The organism is Nonomuraea sp. NPDC050547, from assembly GCF_044457345.1.
Taxonomy (GTDB): Bacteria; Actinomycetota; Actinomycetes; order Streptosporangiales; family Streptosporangiaceae; genus Nonomuraea.
This window is the reverse complement of the sequence record NZ_JBITGW010000012.1, coordinates 37,491-55,609: the sequence shown is the minus strand read 5'-3', so window position 1 is coordinate 55,609 and position 18,119 is coordinate 37,491. Positions and strand designations below refer to the sequence as shown.

Genomic DNA, 18,119 nt, shown 5'->3' with positions numbered 1-18,119 from the left:
TCATGATCACTCAAGGATTGCCCGAACGCTTCCGGCGTGTGACGAGACCCGGAGCGCTGAGGTGAGGGTCGTGAGGAATGCTTTGGCGGTCCTCGCCGTCACGGCGGCCACGGCAGCGCTCTCGCCAGCGGCCTCGTTCCCTGCTGCGGCCGAGCCCGGACGGCTCACCTGGGGGAAGTGCGCGGACAAGGAATTCCCCGCGCCCACCGAGTGCGCCACCCTCGACGTACCGGTGAACTGGGCCGAGCCCGGCGGGCGAAAGATCCGGCTGGAGCTCGCCCGGCTGCCCGCCACCGAACCCGCCCGCCGGATCGGCAGCATCCTGAGCATCCCCGGCGGACCCGGGGGCGATGGCATCACTGACGTGAAGGCAGCTCACCACCTCAAGGACCTGGGCAGCCGCTTCGACCTTGTCTTCTACCGACCGCGCACCAAGCTCTGGCACACGAACATGCCCAAGGTCTGCTGGAAGCCCGGCACCGAGCTGGAAGACCCTCCCAGCCGCAAGCGGTACGCCGCCCAGACCGCCGCGCTGACCAAGGCGTTTCGCGCCTGCCAGAAGGCGGACGCCACCGGACTGTTCGCCCACGTGGACTCCATGGCGATGGCCAGGGACATGGAGGCGATCCGGGAGGCGCTGGGTGAGGAGCGGCTGAGCCTCCTGGCCTCCTCCTACGGCGGAGTGCCCGCCGTCGCCTACTCCCGCCTGTTCCCGCAGCGGATCCGGGCCCTGTACGCCGACGGCGTGATCAACCAGACCGCGGGGTTCGACGACCAAGTGCTCCGGTTCCACGCTGTCTTTGAGGAGAAGTTCGAGGAGTTCGTCACCTGGTGCGCGGACACCTCCGACTGCGCGCTGCACGGCGAGGACGCCGAAGCGGTCTGGCGCGCGTTCGTCCGCAAGGCCGACCGCAAGCCGATCCCCGCCACCTCTCCCATGTTCGGCAAGGGCGAGATGACCGGATGGATGCTGCGGCAGTTCGCCTTCCCGGCCCTCCCGGGCGAGAACCACAAGAGCTGGCTGGTCTTCGCCCAGTCGCTCGACAAGGCGCGGCGTGGGGACGGGTCCGGCTTCGGCACCTGGGTCATCACCAACACCCGTCTCTGGTCCGCGCCCGGCCTCCTGGCGATGAGCTGCGGCGACGGTCGCGGGTTCACCGGCTATGACAACCTGCGGACCTACCGTCGCGCGGCGGAGAAGGCCATGCCGAATCTCGGGTCCACCCGGTTCGACGGCCTCGGGTGCGCGGGCTGGCCCCTGAAGGTCGTCAACCCGCCCCGCCCGCTCCCGGCGGATGCCCTCCCGCCGACCTTGGGTGTGGGAAGCGCGTACACCGACGTGGCGACGACCCGGACCCTCACCGATATGATCCCGGGTTCGGTGACCGTCACCTACGAGGGGCCAGGCCACGTTATGTGGGCGACGGGCCAGAAGTGCGTGATCAGACACATGACCGCGTACCTCACCGATCTGAAGCTCCCACCACCCGACACGACCTGCCCCGCCGAGTGACCTGCGGCGACGTCCGTACATCAAGGCCCGGCGCCCGGGGCGCCACACCAGGGGCAAGGTAGCTCTGCGTAATCGTGGTTCGCGTGGCTCACAGGATGGAAAGCCGACTTGAGACGGGGCAATGTACCTGATTGTTGTGTCTCGCCCCTGAGCAGTATCCAATCGGTCAGTGGCGGTAGTGAGCTGATGTCGACGGACCTTGCGCCTGCCGAAAACTACATTCGTGCAGTTCAAGCGACATGTGAGTACTCGTGAAGGATTCCGCCGGCCGGTCGCGTAGATGGCCTTCATTCCAGAGCGGACATCGGTCCAGAAGTTCGCGACGGCAGGTCTGCACCCACCGCTCCATGATGGAGTTCATCCGTGGCATCCGGATACCGGTGAGAATCTCCTCCACGAGAGTGGGAAACTTGCCGCCCCGGTCTCGGATCAGGAACCGTGCCCGGCAGCCCGCGTCCTCCAGATCCAGGACGAGGTTTTTACCGCCTGGGTGACCCATGCCGCGGTGGGGTGGGCGGTGGTGCCGAGCACACAGACGCGCCTGCTGGCGTGCTCGATGACGGCCAGAAGGTACGGGCGCTGCCCGCTCAGGGTGACGGTCTCCATGAAATCGCAAGCCAGAAGAGTGTCGGCTTGCGAGCGCAGGAAATCGGCCGCCCACTCAGGTGCCGGGTCGATGCCTTCCTGCTTGAGGATCTCCCAGGCCGTGGACGGCGCGACCTTAAGGCGAGCATGGTGAGTTCGCCGTGCACCCCCGGGTGGCCTCAGGACGGGTTCTCCCGGACCAGGCGCAGCACGAGCGCGGATAGAACGCACCGTGGGCGGGCGTCCAGGTCGCTTCGGCCGGCAGGTCCGGGCATGCGAGAAGATTCGCGCGAAGAGGTCCCAATCTCCTTCTCGACCAAGGAGGGCGACTGTCAATCTGATAGGGGCAGACGGGCGCGTCATTAATGCTTTGAGTAACGACCTTTTGAATGCATGGTCGTTGTCCGAAAAGAGCTCGAAATCGAGGGCTCCTCCTGTGCAACGGTGCGCGGAGAGATGTCTACCCCTCGCCTATACAACGCCAGATGGCGCGCGGGAGATATGCGTATGCCCCCATAAAGCCACGCACCTCCGACTCTCCTCCCCACGTTGATATCTTCGAGCCAGCCGATCTCGCTCATGTCGGAACCGTGGCTGAGCAGAAGGAGACGTTTCGGAGATGGTTGCAGAGCTGATCTTGGCTGTCGACAGATTCGTAACCAGGTACGTCTACAAAGACTGAAAGCCTGAAGTGGCACAGCGTGATCGCGTGCTCATCGGGTGGTTCGGAAGTATGCCCGGTGGGACGCGCTATCGGGATGGTCGAGCGTGGTCAGGCGAGGGAACCACGCTCGTGATCATCCAGCGGGTCCTGGCCACTCCCGCTGCTCCCAGCCATAATTGATCATGTGTGTTGCGGCGGGCGGGGATGGGAGAGGGACTTTTTGGTGATGTAGGTCGTCGGTAGGCCTATGCGACACCTACTCGGGGGTGATGGAACGTCTTTTGTCACACCTTTTCGTGGGTCCAGCCCGCTCGCCATGTCCCGTACGTAGTTTTGTGTGCTTTGCTGCATGTTCCAGCGCGGCTGCACATGTGGTAGCCGATCTTCAGTCGGCTTACCTTTCCGCTCGCGATGCCGTAGTAGTGCGAATGCCACTTCCAGACGCCGGGGCCCTGCCCTCTCACGCAGTACGGTTCGACGCGCGCGCGGTTGTAGGCCCGCTGGCGCGCGACGCTCTTTCCCTCGGGGTATCCCCAGTTCATGCGGATGTGCTGCTCGTCGTAGTGGTGGCGGGAGATGGAGGTCTCGTACGCTCTTTTCGTGTCACCCTTGTTGCAGTTCGCGCCCCACTTGGAATACAGGTAGCCCGGGGATGCCGAAGCCGCTTGCGGGACGATAACTGTGGTGCCTAAGGCGATGACGGACAGGGCCAGCCCTGTAGCGATTCTCTGCGCGGCTGACATGATTGGTGTTCTCATGAACCTGCCTTTCCGCTTCGTCGGCTATCTGGCGCGTTCCGTGGCAGTTCAGCAGAACGTGGTATGTCGGGGGTATGTCTGAACGCGCCCCGGGCGCGCGTCGGCGTCGGCAACGCTGTGGGTGCCGACAATTCGTCCACCTAACCTGACCTGGAGGTATTCAGGTGTCGATCACTCTCGTCTGAGCGAACGCTCAACCTGATTTGAGCGGGTCCTCAGCTTCTAACGACCGTGACCTTGCACCGAGGGGACGCAAAGATGTGCGAGCGTCAGCCGGACAGAACCGAACGTCAAGGACGCATGATCGCTCGGTGGTCTCTCGCGTGTACGCGACATAGGCCGGTACGCGCCGGCACCCCAACTGCGTCCCGGACGCCCAGCAACTACCTCTCGCCGCTAGCCAAGATCATGGCGCCCTCTCTTTGGCGCCGCCATCGCCGTTCAGGTCTCTGGCCTCAGCCGAATATCATCCGTAACCACCACGGTCGTTTTCACTTCCCGCAGTTCGTTGCGGTGCCCGTTTGCACGGTCCCCCGCAGGTGGCACTCGATCTTGAGTAGCGGTTCCGGTCGCTGACCAGGGCAACATCGCAGGTACGGGCGGGCCTCCAGCCTCACGGAGTCCCGCCCGTTCTCGTTGTAGCTCGCTGGGCGTGGGCCAGGATAGAGCTTCTGACCAAGCCTCGAACGGTGAGGCGGCGCCATGCCACCGGTGCTTTCCTCACACGCCGCACGACCTCGATGAAGGGTGGTGCCCAGGAACGCCACGAAGTCGGGGCGGTGGATCCAGACGGTGTCGACGTCCTCGCCTCGATGAAGGGCGGCACCTGAGAGAGCCGCGGTAGGCTCTCGAATCAAAGCCGGGCCTCCTGACCTCGGCCCCGACCACCCCAACACCACTCCCTCTAAGTCGCCGATTCGGCGCTGAGGACCCGGGCCACGGGCCGGCGGGCGGCCAGACGGGCGGGCAGCGCGGTGAGTGCCGCCGTCGCCAGGACGGTCGCGAGCGCGGCGCCGGTCAACCAGGAGGCGGGCGGCCCGGTCGAGTTCCCGGCGGCGAAGAGCGAGAGCAGGCCGATGCCCACCGGGACGCCGGCGACGGCGCCGGGCAGGCTGGGCAGGATCTGGGCGGTGGACAGTCCCGCCGCGATCTGGCCCGGGGTGGCGCCGAGCGTACGCGCGATGGCCATGTTCGCGCGGGCCTCCATGGCGGTGGTCCAGGTGAACGTGATGGTGTTCACGATGGCGAGCGTGATCAGCAGGACGGTGACGGCGAGCATCAGCCGCCGGTCGTGCACGCCCCGCAGGTTGGGCAGGGCGGAGGAGCCGTCGAGGCCGTAGCCACGGTCCGGCTGGGCGTGGAGGGTCACCAGGGCGACGATCATGACCACGGTCGTGGCGGTTGAGCACGCCTGCAGGACCGCGCGGCCCGGCCGGCGGGCGGTCAGCCGCAGCCCGAGCAGCAGCGACGTGGGCAGCCACGACGACAGCGCGGTGAGCCAGGGCCGGTGACGGGGCCGGTGCGCGGTGCCGGCCAGCGCCGTGACGGTCGCCGTGCGCAGGGCCCGCACCGTGGGACGCAGCGAGGACAGCACCGCCACCGCCACGGCCAGGACGGTCGCCGCCACCACGGTGCCCGCCTCCGGCCCGCCCGCGTCGCCGATCCGGCTGGCGGTGGGGCTCGCGATCACGGGCGCGGCGAGGCGGGCGATCACCAGCCCCAGCGCGTCGCCGGCCAGCGCCAGCGCCAGGTACTCGGTGAGCAGGACCGCGCCGATCAGCCCCGGTCCGGCGCCGACGGCCTTGAGCAGCCCGGCCCTGCGGGTCTGCTCGACGGCGCGTCCCGCGGCCAGCGCCGCCACCCCGGCGACGGCCAGGAAGCCGAGCAGCCAGCTGCCGGCCACCAAGATCGGCTGGCTGTTTCTGAGGATGACCGCGTCCTGGCGGGCCTTGAACTGCCAGGAGTGGAAGTTGATCCTGCCCGGGAGGCCGCGGTGCGCCTCGCGGAAGGATTCGGTGGCGGCGGGATCGCGCAGCTTGAGGTCCAGGGCCAGCGACACCGGCAGGTCCCGGGAGGCCGCCAGTGCCCGGGCGTCCGCCCGGGTCATCCAGGCCAGGCCGCTGTAGTCGCTCGCGCCGCCGTACGGGCCGATCTGCGCCGCCCACGGGTAGATCGAGGTGGCCGCGGTGACGGCGATCCCGACGACGGGGTACGCCCGGCCGGCGATGATCACGCGGTCCCCGACGCCGACGCCCAGGGCGGTGGCGAAGCCGCGTTCCAGGACCGTGCCTCCGGCGCGTACCCACGCACCCGAGGTCACCAGCGGCCGGTCGATCGCGCCGCGCTCGGCGGCGAAGCCGTGCACGACCACGGGGGAGGACAGCGAGCCGCGCGCGGTGAGATCGGCGTAGACGATGCGGTACGGGCCGTGGTGGGCGACCACCTCGGGAGACTCCGCCAGCGAGGCCAGCGCCTCGGTCGCTTCGGCGCCGGTGACGCCGGACAGCGCCACCACGTCCGGGCCGACGGTGGCCGCCCGGGTCTGCTCATACAGCGCGTCACTCACACCGCGCAGGGACAGGCCCAACGCCAGGGTGGCGGTGGCCACGGTGACCGCGAGCAGGAGCATCGCGGCCTGCGCCTTGTGCCGGCGCAGGTCGGCCAGCACGAGGCGGACCACGAGTGCGGCCGAGCCCACGGCGCTCAGCCCTCCAGCCCGATCAGCCCGCCGAGACCGCGCGAGGGAGCGCCGGTCAGCCGGGTGTCGTCGACGAACATCCCGTCGCGCATGGAGACGAGCCGGTCAGCGGTGGCGGCCACCCGTTCGTCGTGGGTGACGATCACGAGGGTCTGCCCGGAGGACCGCAACTCCTGGAAGATCCGGAGCATGTCGAGGGTGGCGGCGGTGTCGAGGTTGCCGGTCGGCTCGTCGGCCAGCACGACCAGCGGGTCGTTGGCCAGGGCACGGGCGACGGCGACCCGCTGGCGCTGGCCGCCGGACAGCTGCGAGGGCAGGTGCCGGGCGCGCCCGGCGAGGCCGACCTGGTCGAGCAGCAGGTTCGCGCGCCGCCTGGCCTGGCTGCGCGAGCGTCCGGCCAGCAGCGCGGGCAGTTCCACGTTCTCGGCCGCGGACAGCTCCTCCACCAGGTGAAAGGCCTGGAAGACGAAGCCCACCGCGCGGCGCCGCAGGCGTGCCAGGGCTCGTTCGCTCAGCGTGTCGACGCGTCGCCCGGCCAGCCACACCTCGCCGCCGGTGGGCCGCTCCAGCCCGCCCAGCAGGTGCAGCAGGGTGGACTTCCCGCAGCCGCTGGGCCCCATGACGGCCAGCGTCTGTCCCCGGGGCACCTCCAGGTCGACCTCGTCGACGGCGCGGACCCGGCTCTGACCGTGACCGTGCGTCTTCACCAGGCCGTGGGCCAGCAATGCGGCCTCCGACATGTTCATCCGCCCTCGACCTCGTCCTCTACTGTGGGATCTTCCGCGGAACCGGCCCCGGAACCGGCTTTGAGCCAGGCGCCCGACCAGGCGTGCTCGCAGGCGTCCAGCCAGCGCAGGTCCGCTCGCAGCCGCAGCACGACGCCTTCCAGGAGCAGGCCGGCGCCCGATCCCGCCGGTTCGGCCAGCGCCGCCTGCTGCACCTCGCGCAGACGGCGCAGCAGCTCGCGTCGCTGCGCCGCGACCAGCTCCACCGGGTCGGCCAGCCGGGCCGCCGCCGCGGCGGCGAGCTTGAGGTGGAACTCCGCCAGGTCCGGTTTCGGCCAGCCCACCTCGGCCAGCCAGGCGGCGACCCGCTGCTGCCCGTCCGGCGTCAGCGCGTACACCTTGCGCTCGGGCCGCTCGGGCAGGCCGTCCTCCCGCGCGGAGGCGACCAGGCCCGCCCGTTCCAGGCGGGTCAGCGTCACGTAGATCTGGCCACGGTTCATCGACTCGCCCAGTGGGCCGAGGCTGCGGCGTAGCCGGGCGTGCAGGTGGTAGCCGTGGGAGGGCTCCTTGGCGAGCATCGCCAGCACCGTGTCCTGCACACCAACCCCCTAACGGTTGGCTAATAGATAGCGGTTATCTATGAAAGGTGTCAAACCGCGACTCGTTGACTTAGAGGGCGTTTGATTTGAACCTTTTGCCCTAGTACGTCACAGATGGCAGCCTGGACCAGCCGATGCGTGCTCACCATCTCCTGCCCCGCCTCGCCGGGGCCGCCACCACGGGAGATCGGGTGGCCAGGGTGATGAGGCTGTAGGAGGCCAGCAGCACGAGCGCCTCGTCCACGGTCTGCTCATCGTCATCCGGACCGGCGAGCACAAAGCAGGGAAGGTGGTTGGGAGCGAGGCGAGCCAGCACGTTCAGCACCTGCGCGGCCAGCGGACTGAGCGCGGCGGCGTGCATGCGGGCGGTCGCCTGCCGCAGCGAATGCAGGTAGCTGGCCGGGGCGCAGCGTGGGGTGCGGGTGATGTAGACGTCGGCCTGGGTGAGCGAGCGGCAGGTCGCCGAGTTCGTGCGCGTCCAGCGCGCCGTGGTCGGTGGCGTGGGGTCGGGCCGATCAGGTCGCCCAGTAGCCGGATCGACGCCTGCCGGGTGAGGGTGTCCAGCCGCGGCGGGATGATGCCCCGGTGCCGCCAGCCGACATCGCGCCGGGTGGTGATCGGTACATGTCCGCGCCGCCGCCGAGGACGCGCTTGGTGCCGGGGCAAAGCAGTTGCGCGGCGCTGGAAGTTGGGGACGTTGACGTTGGGTAGCGTGACGATCTGGGTAGCCCGGCGGCAGTGCTGCCTGGCGGGCCGAGGCCGGCTTGGCCGCGGTGGCGGCCGCGCACCCGTACCCTGACGCCCGGCCTCATCCTGGTGGGGCGCAATTGACCCGTCAATCCTGCGGCCGCGTCGTCAGCTCCTCGAAAGCATCCACCGTGCGCTGGGCGAAGTCGCGCAGCGTCGCGAGCTGGTCGTCGTCGTAGTGTGCGAGCACCTGGCGCATGCTGGTGAAGAGCGGCGTGTACAGCTTGATGGCCTGTTGCGCACGATCCGGCACAGCGGTGACCAGATAGCGCCGCCGATCGGTCTGCGACGGTTCGCGTCGCGCGAACCCCGCCCCAACCATCCGGTCGATGACGGATGTGATCGCGCTGGGTGTCAGGTGCAGGGCGGCCGCCAGCTCGCGGGGCGTGTGCGGCCGTTGCAGCAGGAGGAACAGGCACTTCAGGTCGGTCGCGGTGATGCCGAGCCGGCGGGCGATCTGCTCGGCGTGGACGGTGCCAAGCGCCGCAGCCCGCTGCTGCAACCCCATCAGCGCCATCACGGGATCTGTTGCCTCTTCCATACGATGATCGTACTATCTGAAATCGAAATGTTCGACTATCGTACGGAGTATCGACATGAAAGACTTGGTGTTCGGCGGTGCGACCGGGAAAGGCCTGGCCCATCTACGGAACCTCGACACCGTGGCAGACCCGGGCGTCACCCGTCGTGACGGCCGCTGGTGGATGGTTCTCGGCGGCATGCAAGCGGAGGAAAGGGTCATTCACCTGTACGCCGCTCAATCGTCCAAGCTGGACGCGGGTTGGCAGATCATCACGAGCCCCGACGATCCACGCCAAGCGGCCAGGCTGGCCGAACCGCCGCCAAGCGGCGCGTGGGACGCCACCGGTTACCACTGCCCGTCCTACGCTCGAGGTCGCGACGCCGGCGGCGCGGTGATCGAGCGGATCTACTACGCCAGTTCCGCGGAGTGGGGGAGCCTGTACGGCCCGTACCAGATCGGCTTCCTGCAATGGGATGGCACTCGCTGGGTGCGTCATCCCGAGCCGGTCTTCACCGCGAGCCATCCATGGGAACGCGGCACCGTTCTCGAGCCGAACGTGCTCTATGACGAGGGAGCCTGGCTGCTGCGTTACACGGCCGGGCTCGCCGTCGACGGGCGCCCGTCGACGGGGTCGGCCGAGAGCGGCGACGGCATCAGCGGCTGGCGCAGGCGCGGGCAACCGGAGTCGAATCGCTTCGACGCGCTCGTCGCGCACGATGGCGACGGCTTCGCCCTGATCACCTCCCGGCATCCACTCGATTCCGTCTTCACCCCCGAGCACGGCCTGTGGAGAGCCCGGGGCGGCAGTCCCCACGGCCCGTGGAAGCCGGCGCGGCACATCGTCCGCACCATCGACGGGACGCCGTGGCACGACGCGGGAGTGTGGAAGCCGACAGCCGTCGCCGACGGCAGGCGGCGCGCCGTGTTCTTCACGGTCGCCCAGCGCTCGGACAACCCTTACGCCCCGGCCTTGGGCGTGGGCGGCATCATCCTCGGCGAAGCGCAGGCCTGAGGTCCCCGCGTCGCTGGGTGAGAGGAAGATGACCGACGCCGACGAGCGAGGACTCCCGCATCGATGGGGTTGCCGGGTGTCGATGTGCGTCGACATCTGGGGCAAGGCGGAAGTACCAGTCCTGGCTTATATAAGTCCAGCCTGGTATATTTCTGGTTCGTGCACGCGTTCGACATTCTCGGCGACCCGGTGCGCCGGCGCATTCTGGAGCTGCTCGCCGAGGGTGAGCAGACCTCCGGGGCGATCACGGACGTGATCCGGGCTGAGTTCGCGCTGTCCCAGCCGGCTGTTTCCCAGCATCTTCGCGTTCTGCGTGAGAACGGGTTCGCGTCGGTCAGGGCCGAGGGGGCTCGCCGGTTCTATGCCGTCGACCCGACGTCGCTGAGCGAGGTTGACGCGTGGCTGGACCGGTTTCGCGGGTTCTGGGATCAGCGACTCGATGCCCTGGGCACCGAGCTGGCCCGAGGCAGGCGTGCATCCCGGTCCCTGGCCGGTCGGCAGCCCGACACGGCACCGACGTCGGCAAGGCCGATCCGCCAGTGAAAGGAACATGACATGAAGGACGTACTGGACGAACTGGCCGCTGCGCGCCGGACGATGGGAACAGCGGCCCTGCCCGCCGGCGACGCGTACACGATGGAGTTGCGGCGTCGCTACGACGCGCCGGTCGACGACGTGTGGAACGCCATCACCGACCCTGAGCGGCTGGGCCGTTGGTTGAAGGCGGTCACCGGAGACCTGCGGCTCGGCGGGTCGTTCGCGTTGGACGGCGGTGAGCACGGGGAGATCCTCCGGTGCGAGCCGCCGCGTCTGCTGCGGGTGTCCTGGCTCTTCGGGCCGGACGCCGACGAGTGGCCGGGCACAAGCGAGGTCGAAGTGCGCCTGTCCCCGGGCCCTGCCGGGGACACCGAGCTTGAACTGGTCCACGCGGCGGCAGTCGGGGAGCCCATGTTCCCGACCTACGGCCCCGGTGCCGGCGGTGTGGGCTGGGACCTGCATCTCCTCACCCTGGCCCGGTTCCTGGCAGACGGCGAGACCCTCGATCACGAGGAGTTCCAGACCTCGCCCACAGGGCGCGAGTTCGTGCGGCGCAGCGCTGCGGCATGGGGCGAAGCTCACCTGGCCGCCGGTGGCGATCCGGATCACGTGGCGGCCGCCGTCAAGGCCACCACCACGTTCTACGCCCCGTAGGGAGCGCCTGATGAAGTACACCACCTCGATCGAGATCGCCCTGCCGCGGGAGAAGGTGCTCCAGATGCTCGCGGACCCGGCGCACCTGCCGAAGTGGCTGCGAGGCCTGGAACTGCACGAGCCGGTGGACGGAGCGCACGGCCAGGTCGGCACCACCTCGCGAGTCGTGTTTCACATGGGGAAGCAGAAGATGGAGGTCACCGAGACCATCACGCGCCTGGAACCTGAAGACCTGCACGCCATCCCCAGATCTGTCGTCGTGCACTACGACCGCGAGATCGTCGGCGAGGGCATGTGGCAGGCCCAGCGCGACCGGCTGATCGCAGCCGGTCCGGACACCACGCTGTGGGAGAGCGAGAGCGAATTCCGGTTCGACGGATTGCTGCTACGGCTGGTGGGGCTTGTGATGCCTGGCTCTTTCCGCAAGCAGTCGCAGCAGCACATGGAGGACTTCAAGGCGTTCGCCGAGCACGGGACGGACGTCCGCCAAGGGACGAACTGAGCTGGGTCTGAGCATCATGGCTCGCGCACCCGCCGCACGCCCGGCCCGCGATCGTGCTCTGGCGGTGCCGCGCGGCCCGCGTCTCCAGGCCGCGGGCGGACCGCGTGACCCGCTCACGCAGGGCCACTTGGGCAGGGGTGGGCTCGACGTTCATCGGGCGTTGTCCAGCAGCCTGGGCGGGGTCAGGTGCCGGGGTGCGGGGGTGCGCAGGAGGGATCATCGGGCTGGGAAGGGACATTGACGGCGTCCCATGCGGCTTGGACGGTGGCGCATTCGGGGCCGAGCGGGCCGTACAGCGCGATGGCCGCGGCGAGCGAGGCGGAGCGTGCGCTGGTGTAGCGCCAGGAGTGGGTCTTGTGGTTGAGCGCGCCCATGAAGATCTTGCCGGCCTTCTGGATGCCGATGCCGCTCACCGCGGCGGGGCCGCCGGCGCAGATCGGGCTGGCCGGGTTGCCCCCGCCGGGGTGACTGCCTTCGGCCAGGAGGTAGAACCAGTGGCGCAGAGGGCCGGAGGCGGCGGGGGCCTCGGCGTCGGGGATCTGGTCGCTGTAGCAGCCGGGATGGCCATCCAGGCTCGGATCGTAGGTGTGGCGCAGCGGCAGGCCGCTGGGCAGCTCGAGGCTTTCACCGATCACGTAGTCGGGCCGGTCCACCGTGTTGTTCGCGTACCACTCGGTGAGGGTGCCGAAGATGTCGGCGGCGCCCTCGTTGAGGCCGTGGCTCTCGTTGTCTTCGCCGGCGCCGCCCGGGGTGGTGCGGTAGACGACGTGGCCGTACTCGTGACCCACCAGATCCAGCGAGGTTGGGAAGTTGTCGGCGTCGCGGCGGAAGACGAAGTCGACGACGGGAGGAGGAACCGGGGCGGGCGGGTTCCACTCGACCCGGGCCGGGACGCCGCCGCCCACGCCGTCGATGCCGTCGCGGCCCAGCCAGTCGCGCAGCATGTCCCACATGCGCTGCACGCCGTACATGAGGTCGCCGCAGGCGGTGATGGAGTTGCGGCCCCAGGGTCTTCCGGAGCCGATCGGGACGTCGAACGGCATCTTGAGGGGAGTGGGGTAGTGGGTCGAGCACGAGATACCGGGGCGTAAGGGGTCGACCAGGCTGTGATAGGCGCGCTCCAAGGTGATGTCGATCAACACCGTGCCGTTGTGATAGCCGTAGGCGGGGACCCTGACATGCGTCGGGTTGAGGCTCAAGGCCATCATCACCGCTGTTGCCGCATAGACGGGAATGTTCACGATGCACCTTCCGGAGGGGACCGTGGCGTCTGGAGGTTAAGATCGGCCTGACCCGTCGTCAACCCGCCGGACATGTGTGGTGCCCGAAACCCGGTCATTGGACTGACCTGGGTCTTTCTGGTACGGCCGGCCGTATCGGAAAGCCTCACCCCAATACGTTCGGGGTGTTCCCAGCGCAGCGCCGCCCAGCCCGGAGCCTGAGGGTCGTGTCGCTTCAGGCGTCGCAGGGAGGTCGCCGATAGCGGTGACCTCGGCCGGGGAAGGACAACATCGGCGTCGTGGAGAACCGCAGGGACCGGCCAGGACCAGCGTCCTTCTGGCGGCCGTGGTCAGTGCCGCCGTCACCGCGCCGCCTTTGAGCGACTCGGGGGTGTCGGCAGGAGATCTCTGGACGACGCTCATGACGTTGAACCGGTGAGCGCGCGGTGAGGCCATGGTGAGCGGGCACCGCCAAGATCGGGACCATGAAACCACTGAAGAGCGCTCTCAAGCGATGGGGCACCCTCGGGGTCACCACCGCGTTCGCGGTCGGCGTCATGATCACTGGCGCCACGCCCCCGGCGCAGGCGAGCGAGCCGTGCACCTGGGGCTGGATCATCATCAACGCTGGGCCCGGCGCGGAACCCGCCTCGCAAGTCAGAGGCCACAGACACGCTACCGGGAACCACTACGTCGGGAGCTGGTACATCACGAACCAGGGTGATTACGTGTGGAGCTGGTGGGCCGACAACAACGGCGGGAAGGACGGCGACACCGAGGACACCTACCAGGGTTGGAGTGCATGCTCGTACAAGCCGTGACGTGCACGGTGCGACCTCTGGGGCGCTGATCGGGCGCCCGGCTCGCGTCGCCGCGATGGCGCCGATCCAGCCCGCTGCGGGGTCTCCTGCGGCGGGTGTCGGCGGCGGTGCGGCGATGGGTCGAGCAGGCAGGGAACTCGTCACGGCGATCGTCCTGCACTTCACCAAGGTCAGCTCGGGTCGAGAACGGCGACCCGGGGGCCCGCCGGGGCCAGAAAGGGGCGTTTGCCCACCGAGTCCAGGTATTCGCGGACCACGAGTTGGATCTTGGCGCGGCGTGCCTTGTGGCGTTCGACGTCGTCGGCGCTGGGCGAGGTCAGGCTGCCGGCGTGTCCAGCGTGACCGCGTCGGCCCTCAGGTGGCCGGTCTCGATTGCCGGCGCCCTGTACGGCGTTTCGGGGATGGTGCCGGCGATCACGGCGCCGCGCGTTCACGGAACCTGCGCGCTGTCGATGACCACTCCGATGGCCATCAGTGGGCCGTGTCGTCCTTCATGAACGCTGTTACTTGCCGGGAGGGCTCACCGCGTACTGGTCGATGTCCTTCATTGGGAAGACTGTCTTCGACCTCAATCAGTTGAGTTTGGGCGGGCTGCTCCAAGGGTTGGCGGTGAGCGCGTTTTCTGAGTAAATGGATCACTGGGCAAATCTGGGATCACCTAGCGCTGTCATCTCGGAGGGCGCGCTCGATGACGCAACCCCGACGTGTGCACCCTGTCGGCCACAAACCTCGTCCACGATGGAAGCGATACGTCGCGTGGGCGCTTGCGACGATCCTCGTTCCTGTGCTCGTCGGGGTGCTGATCAAAATTGCCGAAAAGCCTCTGGAAGGAGGGACGGGTACGGCGAGCCCACGCACTCCTGATGCTTCCACCAGTCCTTCCTCGGCCTCATTCACACCTTCCGCCGGGCCGCCGGTCTTGATAGACCTCGTTCGCCTTGAGCCGCCGGGCGCGGACGGGGATGGCTCGTGGGTGGCTTCTGATGCCATCCACTTCGGCGATTCCGAGCTGGCGGAACTGCACGCCCTTCCCGACCGGTCGCGGAAGCAAGCGGACTGGCTGCGCGCGCACGGCGCGGTCGACGCATGGGACGTCGTCATGAAGGTCGTCGTCCGAGGAAACAGCGACAGCAGCGTGGCCATCGTGGGGATGGAAGCAGAGAAGAGCTGCTCGGCGCCCCTCCGGGGAACTGCCTTTTACGATCCTTCGGCCGGCGCTCCGGAAGAGAATGTGTACATCGGGTTCAACCTCGACGACCCCTCTTCCCGTGCTCAGGAACAAGGGGAAGACGGTTATGAAGGTGACTATTTTTCGGGGAAAACAGTGAGGCTGGCGAAGGGTGAGAGTATCACTTTCCAGATCGAGGCCTTCACCTCGAAGAGTTACTGTGAGTTCTCGCTGTCCATGGAGACCGTGAGTGATGGGAAGCCGGCGACCCAAGTCATTGACAACCATGGATCGCCGTTTCGTGTCAGTACGATGAGCGGTGACGGAAACTTCTCGTCCTACCAGGCACTGTACCTTGGGGGTGTGGCCATCCCTGATGATGCCTGGCCCAAAGAATGGACAGAGGGAAATCCGAAGATCTACTGAAGGCTGTCAACGCCCTTCTTGCCTTCGCGAAAGCAGACGAAGCGAAAGCACGGATCAGACCTGCCACGACGCGCTTCACCACAGTCGTGCGCGGCTCCAGCGGACGGTGTCTTGCGGGGCCGATTCCTCAGAGTGCTGACAGGACTCGTTCCAGGCCCCAGCGGAACTGTTCGGTGGAGATGTAGGCGGCGATGGTGTCGGCCGCGGCGTGGGTGTGGGGGAAGGCGTCCGGGTCGACGGTGAAGGCGGCTCGGCGGGCGGCTATGCGTTCGGCCTCGGGTTCGGGGGTGGGTCCGGCTTCGGCTGCTTCCAGGGCGATGGCGCCCAGTACGTAGACCATGACGGTGTAGGCGGCGCGGGGGTCCGGCAGGGCTTCGTACAGGCTTTCGCCGACGCGCAGCGCCACCGGTCCGGTGAAGGCGGCGCCCAGGATCGCGGGCATCGCCGCGGGGTGGCGCATCAGGACGTCGCGCAGATTCAGGGAGAAGGCGGTGATGCGCTCGTTCGGGGTGCCTGGGCCGTTCTGTAGCAGGGTGAGGTCGGCCTGGCCCAGGAGCCGGTCGGCCAGGGCGCTCACGATCGCGGCGCGGTCGGGGAAGTAGGTGTACAGGGCTCCGGGGGTCAGGCCGAGCCGGGCGGCGAGGGCCCGCATGGTCAGGGCGCCCGTGTCGAGGAGGTCGAGGGCGGCATCGAGTACGGCCTCGGGGTTCACAGATCGTCGCGGTCCGGTCTTCACAAGACAACTCTAAACGGTGTTTAATGTTAAACATCGTTCAGAGTTAGGGGCTCTCATGAGATGGACCATGATCGTCAGCGTGCTCGCCGCCAACCTGGCGTTTGCCGGGCTCGCCATCACCTTCGACTACCCGGGCGTGCTCGACGAGCCGCCCGCCGCCATCCTCGCCACCTTCGCCGCCGGTCAGGTCGCGATCTCCGCCTGGTTCCTGGTGCTCGCCCTGGCGGCGGCGGCGCTCGTCCCGGCTGCCGTCCTGCTCGGCCGCCGTCTGCCGCCGGGTCCCGCCGCCACGCTGTCGGTTCACGTCGGGGTGCTGGCCGGGCTCGTCCAGATGCTGGGACTGCTGCGCTGGCCGTTCGCCGTGCCCGCGCTGGCGCACGCGCCCGATCCGCAGAGCGCCCAGACCGTCTTCGCCGCGCTGCACGGCTATCTGGGCACCGGCATCGGCGAAACCTTGGGCTATCTGTTCACCTCCGCCTGGACCTTGCTGGTTCTGGCCGCCCTGCCTCGAGTCCCGGGCTGGTTCGCCGTGCTGGGGGTCGTCTCTGCGGTGGCGATCGCGGCGGGGGTGCTGGTGCCCCTCGGTCTTGCCGGTGCCGATCTGGCCAACTTCGTCGGCTATCTCGCCTGGAGCCTGTGGGCGCTGTGCCTGGCCGTGCGATATGGGGGGAGGCTCCAGCCTTCGGACGAGCGTGCGATGGAGACCAGTGGGGTCGGCTGACCGAGGTTCGCTGCCTCAGCTTGATCAACAGCATGACAGGTGCGCGATTCCACCAGCGGGTCGCCCTACGCGGGTTCGAAAGAGCGCCGCTCGTCCAGGAGGGGCTCTAGATTGTCTCCTCGTGATGGTTCCGTACTTATCCTGGGTGGCTGCTGCGTCAGAAGCCGCGGAACGAGTCGTTGGACTTCTCCTTGTCCTCGGATGCTTGGTGGGTTTCTTCGCCCTCCTCGCATGGCTCGGCGTACGGGCTACTAAGCGGAGGCCGTCGGTCCACCAAAGACCTCCAGATTCCTCATGGAATTCCCGGCCGGCTCCCGGGCAGATCTGGTGGGCCGCGGTCCCTTTCGACGACGGCTCGGGCTCCAAGGTTCGCCCCTGCCTCGTGGTACGGAGTCACGGGAACGGAGCCGAAGTATTGAAGATCACCAGCCAGGACAAGTCTCACCGGCACGATTGTGTGCCCCTCCCCACCGCCCGCTGGGACAAGCGGGCCCGGAAGGACAGCTGGCTCGACCTGTCGAGGACCCATTTCCTCTATCACCAGGCCTTTCACCGCATCGCAGGCCCGTGCGACACGGCGAGTTGGCAGGGGGTGATGCGGCAACACCGAACCGGCTGGGTGTATCGCCCGAACTCATATTGATCGCGAGCTGCCGAGCGGTCGCCTCACATGTGCGCGTGACCTGGACCCTGAAACCTTAGAGGTGGCTCCGTTCACGGATGCGGGGTGGACTGTCCGGCATGAACCTGCACTGGAAGTCCATTCTCGGCGCCGCGGCCGTGGTCGCGGCCGCGGTGACCATTCCCGCGACCGGAGCCCAGGCCGCCGGCTGCGGTGTCAACGGCAACGGCGTGCTGTGGTGCGGCAACGAGGGCAACGCCCCGCTGTACGACAAGCCGTCCACCACCACCCCCGTCGGCTACCTCATCGACAACCTGTGGACCACGAACAGCTGGTTCACCTGCTGGTCGGAAGGCCAGTACCACAAGGGCGGCAACACCACCTGGTACAAGACCCAGGGCGACAGGAAGGGCAAGTGGGGCTGGGTGCCCGCCGGCTACGTGTTCACCTCCGACGGCTTCGACGCCAACCCCAGCAGGCACGGCCTGCCCAAGTGCCAATACGACTGGGACTAGGAGAGGTGGCCGGTACGCAAGCCGTTCACCTTTCAAGCCGGCGTGAAAGTTGTGGAGCCCTCCGGGTGACAGTTCCTAGCGTGGATTCGTCCAAGCCTTTCTACGGCAGGAGCAACCATGCGTTCAGTCAAACTCGTCGCGGGCGCCACGCTGGCAGTGACCGCGCTTCTGGGGCCGGTGACCACGCCGGCCCAGGCCGCCACGGCGGCAACCGGGTTCACCTACCACTCGTCGTGGTGGGACCAGGAGACCTGTGAGCGAGTGGGGCAGATCGGGGAGGACGCCGGTTCCTGGATGGACTACTTCTGTGTCGAGATTCCGCTCACAGAGTGGCAGCTGTGGGTGGGTCCCTGACCGTTCGGCTGTCTCGATC

The 18,119-nt window shown here is 68.0% G+C and carries 20 protein-coding genes; 11 read left to right on the top strand and 9 right to left on the bottom strand.

Annotated features, from left to right (window positions below; genetic code table 11):
- The first annotated feature begins 70 nt into the window (after positions 1–70).
- Complete coding sequence (locus tag ACIBHY_RS28555) at positions 71–1,513, top strand: alpha/beta fold hydrolase (protein WP_397308206.1); 1,443 nt, start codon at positions 71–73, stop codon at positions 1,511–1,513.
- Positions 1,514–1,942: 429 nt separating this feature from the next.
- Here the strand turns inward: ACIBHY_RS28555 and ACIBHY_RS28550 are convergent, their stop codons facing one another.
- The 7 genes from ACIBHY_RS28550 to ACIBHY_RS28520 all read right to left on the bottom strand — a co-directional run bounded on the left by ACIBHY_RS28550 (position 1,943) and on the right by ACIBHY_RS28520 (position 8,830).
- Positions 1,943–2,119 carry a hypothetical protein gene (locus tag ACIBHY_RS28550; protein ID WP_397308205.1) on the bottom strand — a complete coding sequence of 59 codons (177 nt, stop codon included), beginning with the start codon at positions 2,117–2,119 and terminating at the stop codon, positions 1,943–1,945.
- Between the two features lie 927 nt (positions 2,120–3,046).
- Complete coding sequence (locus tag ACIBHY_RS28545; protein ID WP_397257878.1) at positions 3,047–3,505, bottom strand: hypothetical protein; 459 nt, start codon at positions 3,503–3,505, stop codon at positions 3,047–3,049.
- Positions 3,506–4,424: 919 nt separating this feature from the next.
- The gene (locus ACIBHY_RS28540) at positions 4,425–6,218 is read right to left on the bottom strand and encodes an FtsX-like permease family protein (RefSeq protein ID WP_397308204.1); all 1,794 of its coding nucleotides are present in this window, start codon (positions 6,216–6,218) and stop codon (positions 4,425–4,427) included.
- A 5-nt stretch (positions 6,219–6,223) separates the two neighbouring features.
- Entirely contained in the window at positions 6,224–6,964 is a 741-nt protein-coding gene (locus tag ACIBHY_RS28535) for an ABC transporter ATP-binding protein (RefSeq protein ID WP_397308203.1), read from the bottom strand.
- Positions 6,961–7,542 carry a PadR family transcriptional regulator gene (locus ACIBHY_RS28530; RefSeq protein ID WP_397308202.1) on the bottom strand — a complete coding sequence of 194 codons (582 nt, stop codon included), beginning with the start codon at positions 7,540–7,542 and terminating at the stop codon, positions 6,961–6,963. Before ACIBHY_RS28530 ends, ACIBHY_RS28535 begins: the two co-directional genes overlap by 4 nt.
- Positions 7,543–7,684: 142 nt before the next feature.
- Complete coding sequence (locus ACIBHY_RS28525; RefSeq protein WP_397308201.1) at positions 7,685–7,903, bottom strand: hypothetical protein; 219 nt, start codon at positions 7,901–7,903, stop codon at positions 7,685–7,687.
- Between the two features lie 474 nt (positions 7,904–8,377).
- Entirely contained in the window at positions 8,378–8,830 is a 453-nt protein-coding gene (locus tag ACIBHY_RS28520) for a MarR family winged helix-turn-helix transcriptional regulator (RefSeq protein WP_397257870.1), read from the bottom strand.
- 55 nt (positions 8,831–8,885) lie between these two features.
- On the opposite strand from ACIBHY_RS28520, the gene ACIBHY_RS28515 reads away from it, so the two are divergent.
- The 4 genes from ACIBHY_RS28515 to ACIBHY_RS28500 all read left to right on the top strand — a co-directional run bounded on the left by ACIBHY_RS28515 (position 8,886) and on the right by ACIBHY_RS28500 (position 11,517).
- Positions 8,886–9,824 (top strand): hypothetical protein, encoded by a 939-nt coding sequence (locus tag ACIBHY_RS28515; RefSeq protein ID WP_397308200.1) that lies wholly within the window; start codon positions 8,886–8,888, stop codon positions 9,822–9,824.
- Positions 9,825–9,983: 159 nt separating this feature from the next.
- Positions 9,984–10,367: an ArsR/SmtB family transcription factor gene (locus ACIBHY_RS28510; RefSeq protein WP_397308199.1), complete on the top strand. Its 384-nt coding sequence runs from the start codon at positions 9,984–9,986 to the stop codon at positions 10,365–10,367.
- Positions 10,368–10,379: 12 nt separating this feature from the next.
- Positions 10,380–11,015 carry an SRPBCC family protein gene (locus ACIBHY_RS28505; protein WP_397308198.1) on the top strand — a complete coding sequence of 212 codons (636 nt, stop codon included), beginning with the start codon at positions 10,380–10,382 and terminating at the stop codon, positions 11,013–11,015.
- Positions 11,016–11,025: 10 nt separating this feature from the next.
- Complete coding sequence (locus ACIBHY_RS28500; RefSeq protein ID WP_397308197.1) at positions 11,026–11,517, top strand: SRPBCC family protein; 492 nt, start codon at positions 11,026–11,028, stop codon at positions 11,515–11,517.
- Between the two features lie 182 nt (positions 11,518–11,699).
- On the opposite strand, the gene ACIBHY_RS28495 is transcribed toward ACIBHY_RS28500, so the two are convergent.
- A complete protein-coding gene (locus ACIBHY_RS28495; RefSeq protein WP_397308196.1) occupies positions 11,700–12,758 on the bottom strand; it encodes a M4 family metallopeptidase in 1,059 nt (352 codons plus the stop codon).
- A 464-nt stretch (positions 12,759–13,222) separates the two neighbouring features.
- On the opposite strand from ACIBHY_RS28495, the gene ACIBHY_RS28490 reads away from it, so the two are divergent.
- Positions 13,223–13,558 carry a hypothetical protein gene (locus ACIBHY_RS28490; protein ID WP_397308195.1) on the top strand — a complete coding sequence of 112 codons (336 nt, stop codon included), beginning with the start codon at positions 13,223–13,225 and terminating at the stop codon, positions 13,556–13,558.
- Positions 13,559–14,342: 784 nt separating this feature from the next.
- Positions 14,343–15,152: a hypothetical protein gene (locus ACIBHY_RS28485; protein WP_397308194.1), complete on the top strand. Its 810-nt coding sequence runs from the start codon at positions 14,343–14,345 to the stop codon at positions 15,150–15,152.
- Positions 15,153–15,279: 127 nt separating this feature from the next.
- Here the strand turns inward: ACIBHY_RS28485 and ACIBHY_RS28480 are convergent, their stop codons facing one another.
- Positions 15,280–15,888, bottom strand: a complete 609-nt coding sequence (locus ACIBHY_RS28480; RefSeq protein ID WP_397257853.1) for a TetR/AcrR family transcriptional regulator — start codon at positions 15,886–15,888, stop codon at positions 15,280–15,282.
- Between the two features lie 55 nt (positions 15,889–15,943).
- Between ACIBHY_RS28480 and ACIBHY_RS28475 the strand changes: the two genes are divergently transcribed.
- From ACIBHY_RS28475 to ACIBHY_RS28460, 4 genes are all read left to right on the top strand, one after another.
- Complete coding sequence (locus tag ACIBHY_RS28475; RefSeq protein WP_397308193.1) at positions 15,944–16,609, top strand: DUF4386 family protein; 666 nt, start codon at positions 15,944–15,946, stop codon at positions 16,607–16,609.
- Positions 16,551–17,252, top strand: a complete 702-nt coding sequence (locus ACIBHY_RS28470) for a type II toxin-antitoxin system PemK/MazF family toxin (protein ID WP_397308192.1) — start codon at positions 16,551–16,553, stop codon at positions 17,250–17,252. Before ACIBHY_RS28475 ends, ACIBHY_RS28470 begins: the two co-directional genes overlap by 59 nt.
- A gap of 98 nt (positions 17,253–17,350) precedes the next feature.
- Positions 17,351–17,746: a hypothetical protein gene (locus tag ACIBHY_RS28465; RefSeq protein ID WP_397257849.1), complete on the top strand. Its 396-nt coding sequence runs from the start codon at positions 17,351–17,353 to the stop codon at positions 17,744–17,746.
- 117 nt (positions 17,747–17,863) lie between these two features.
- Positions 17,864–18,100: a hypothetical protein gene (locus tag ACIBHY_RS28460; protein WP_397257847.1), complete on the top strand. Its 237-nt coding sequence runs from the start codon at positions 17,864–17,866 to the stop codon at positions 18,098–18,100.
- Positions 18,101–18,119 lie beyond the last annotated feature (19 nt).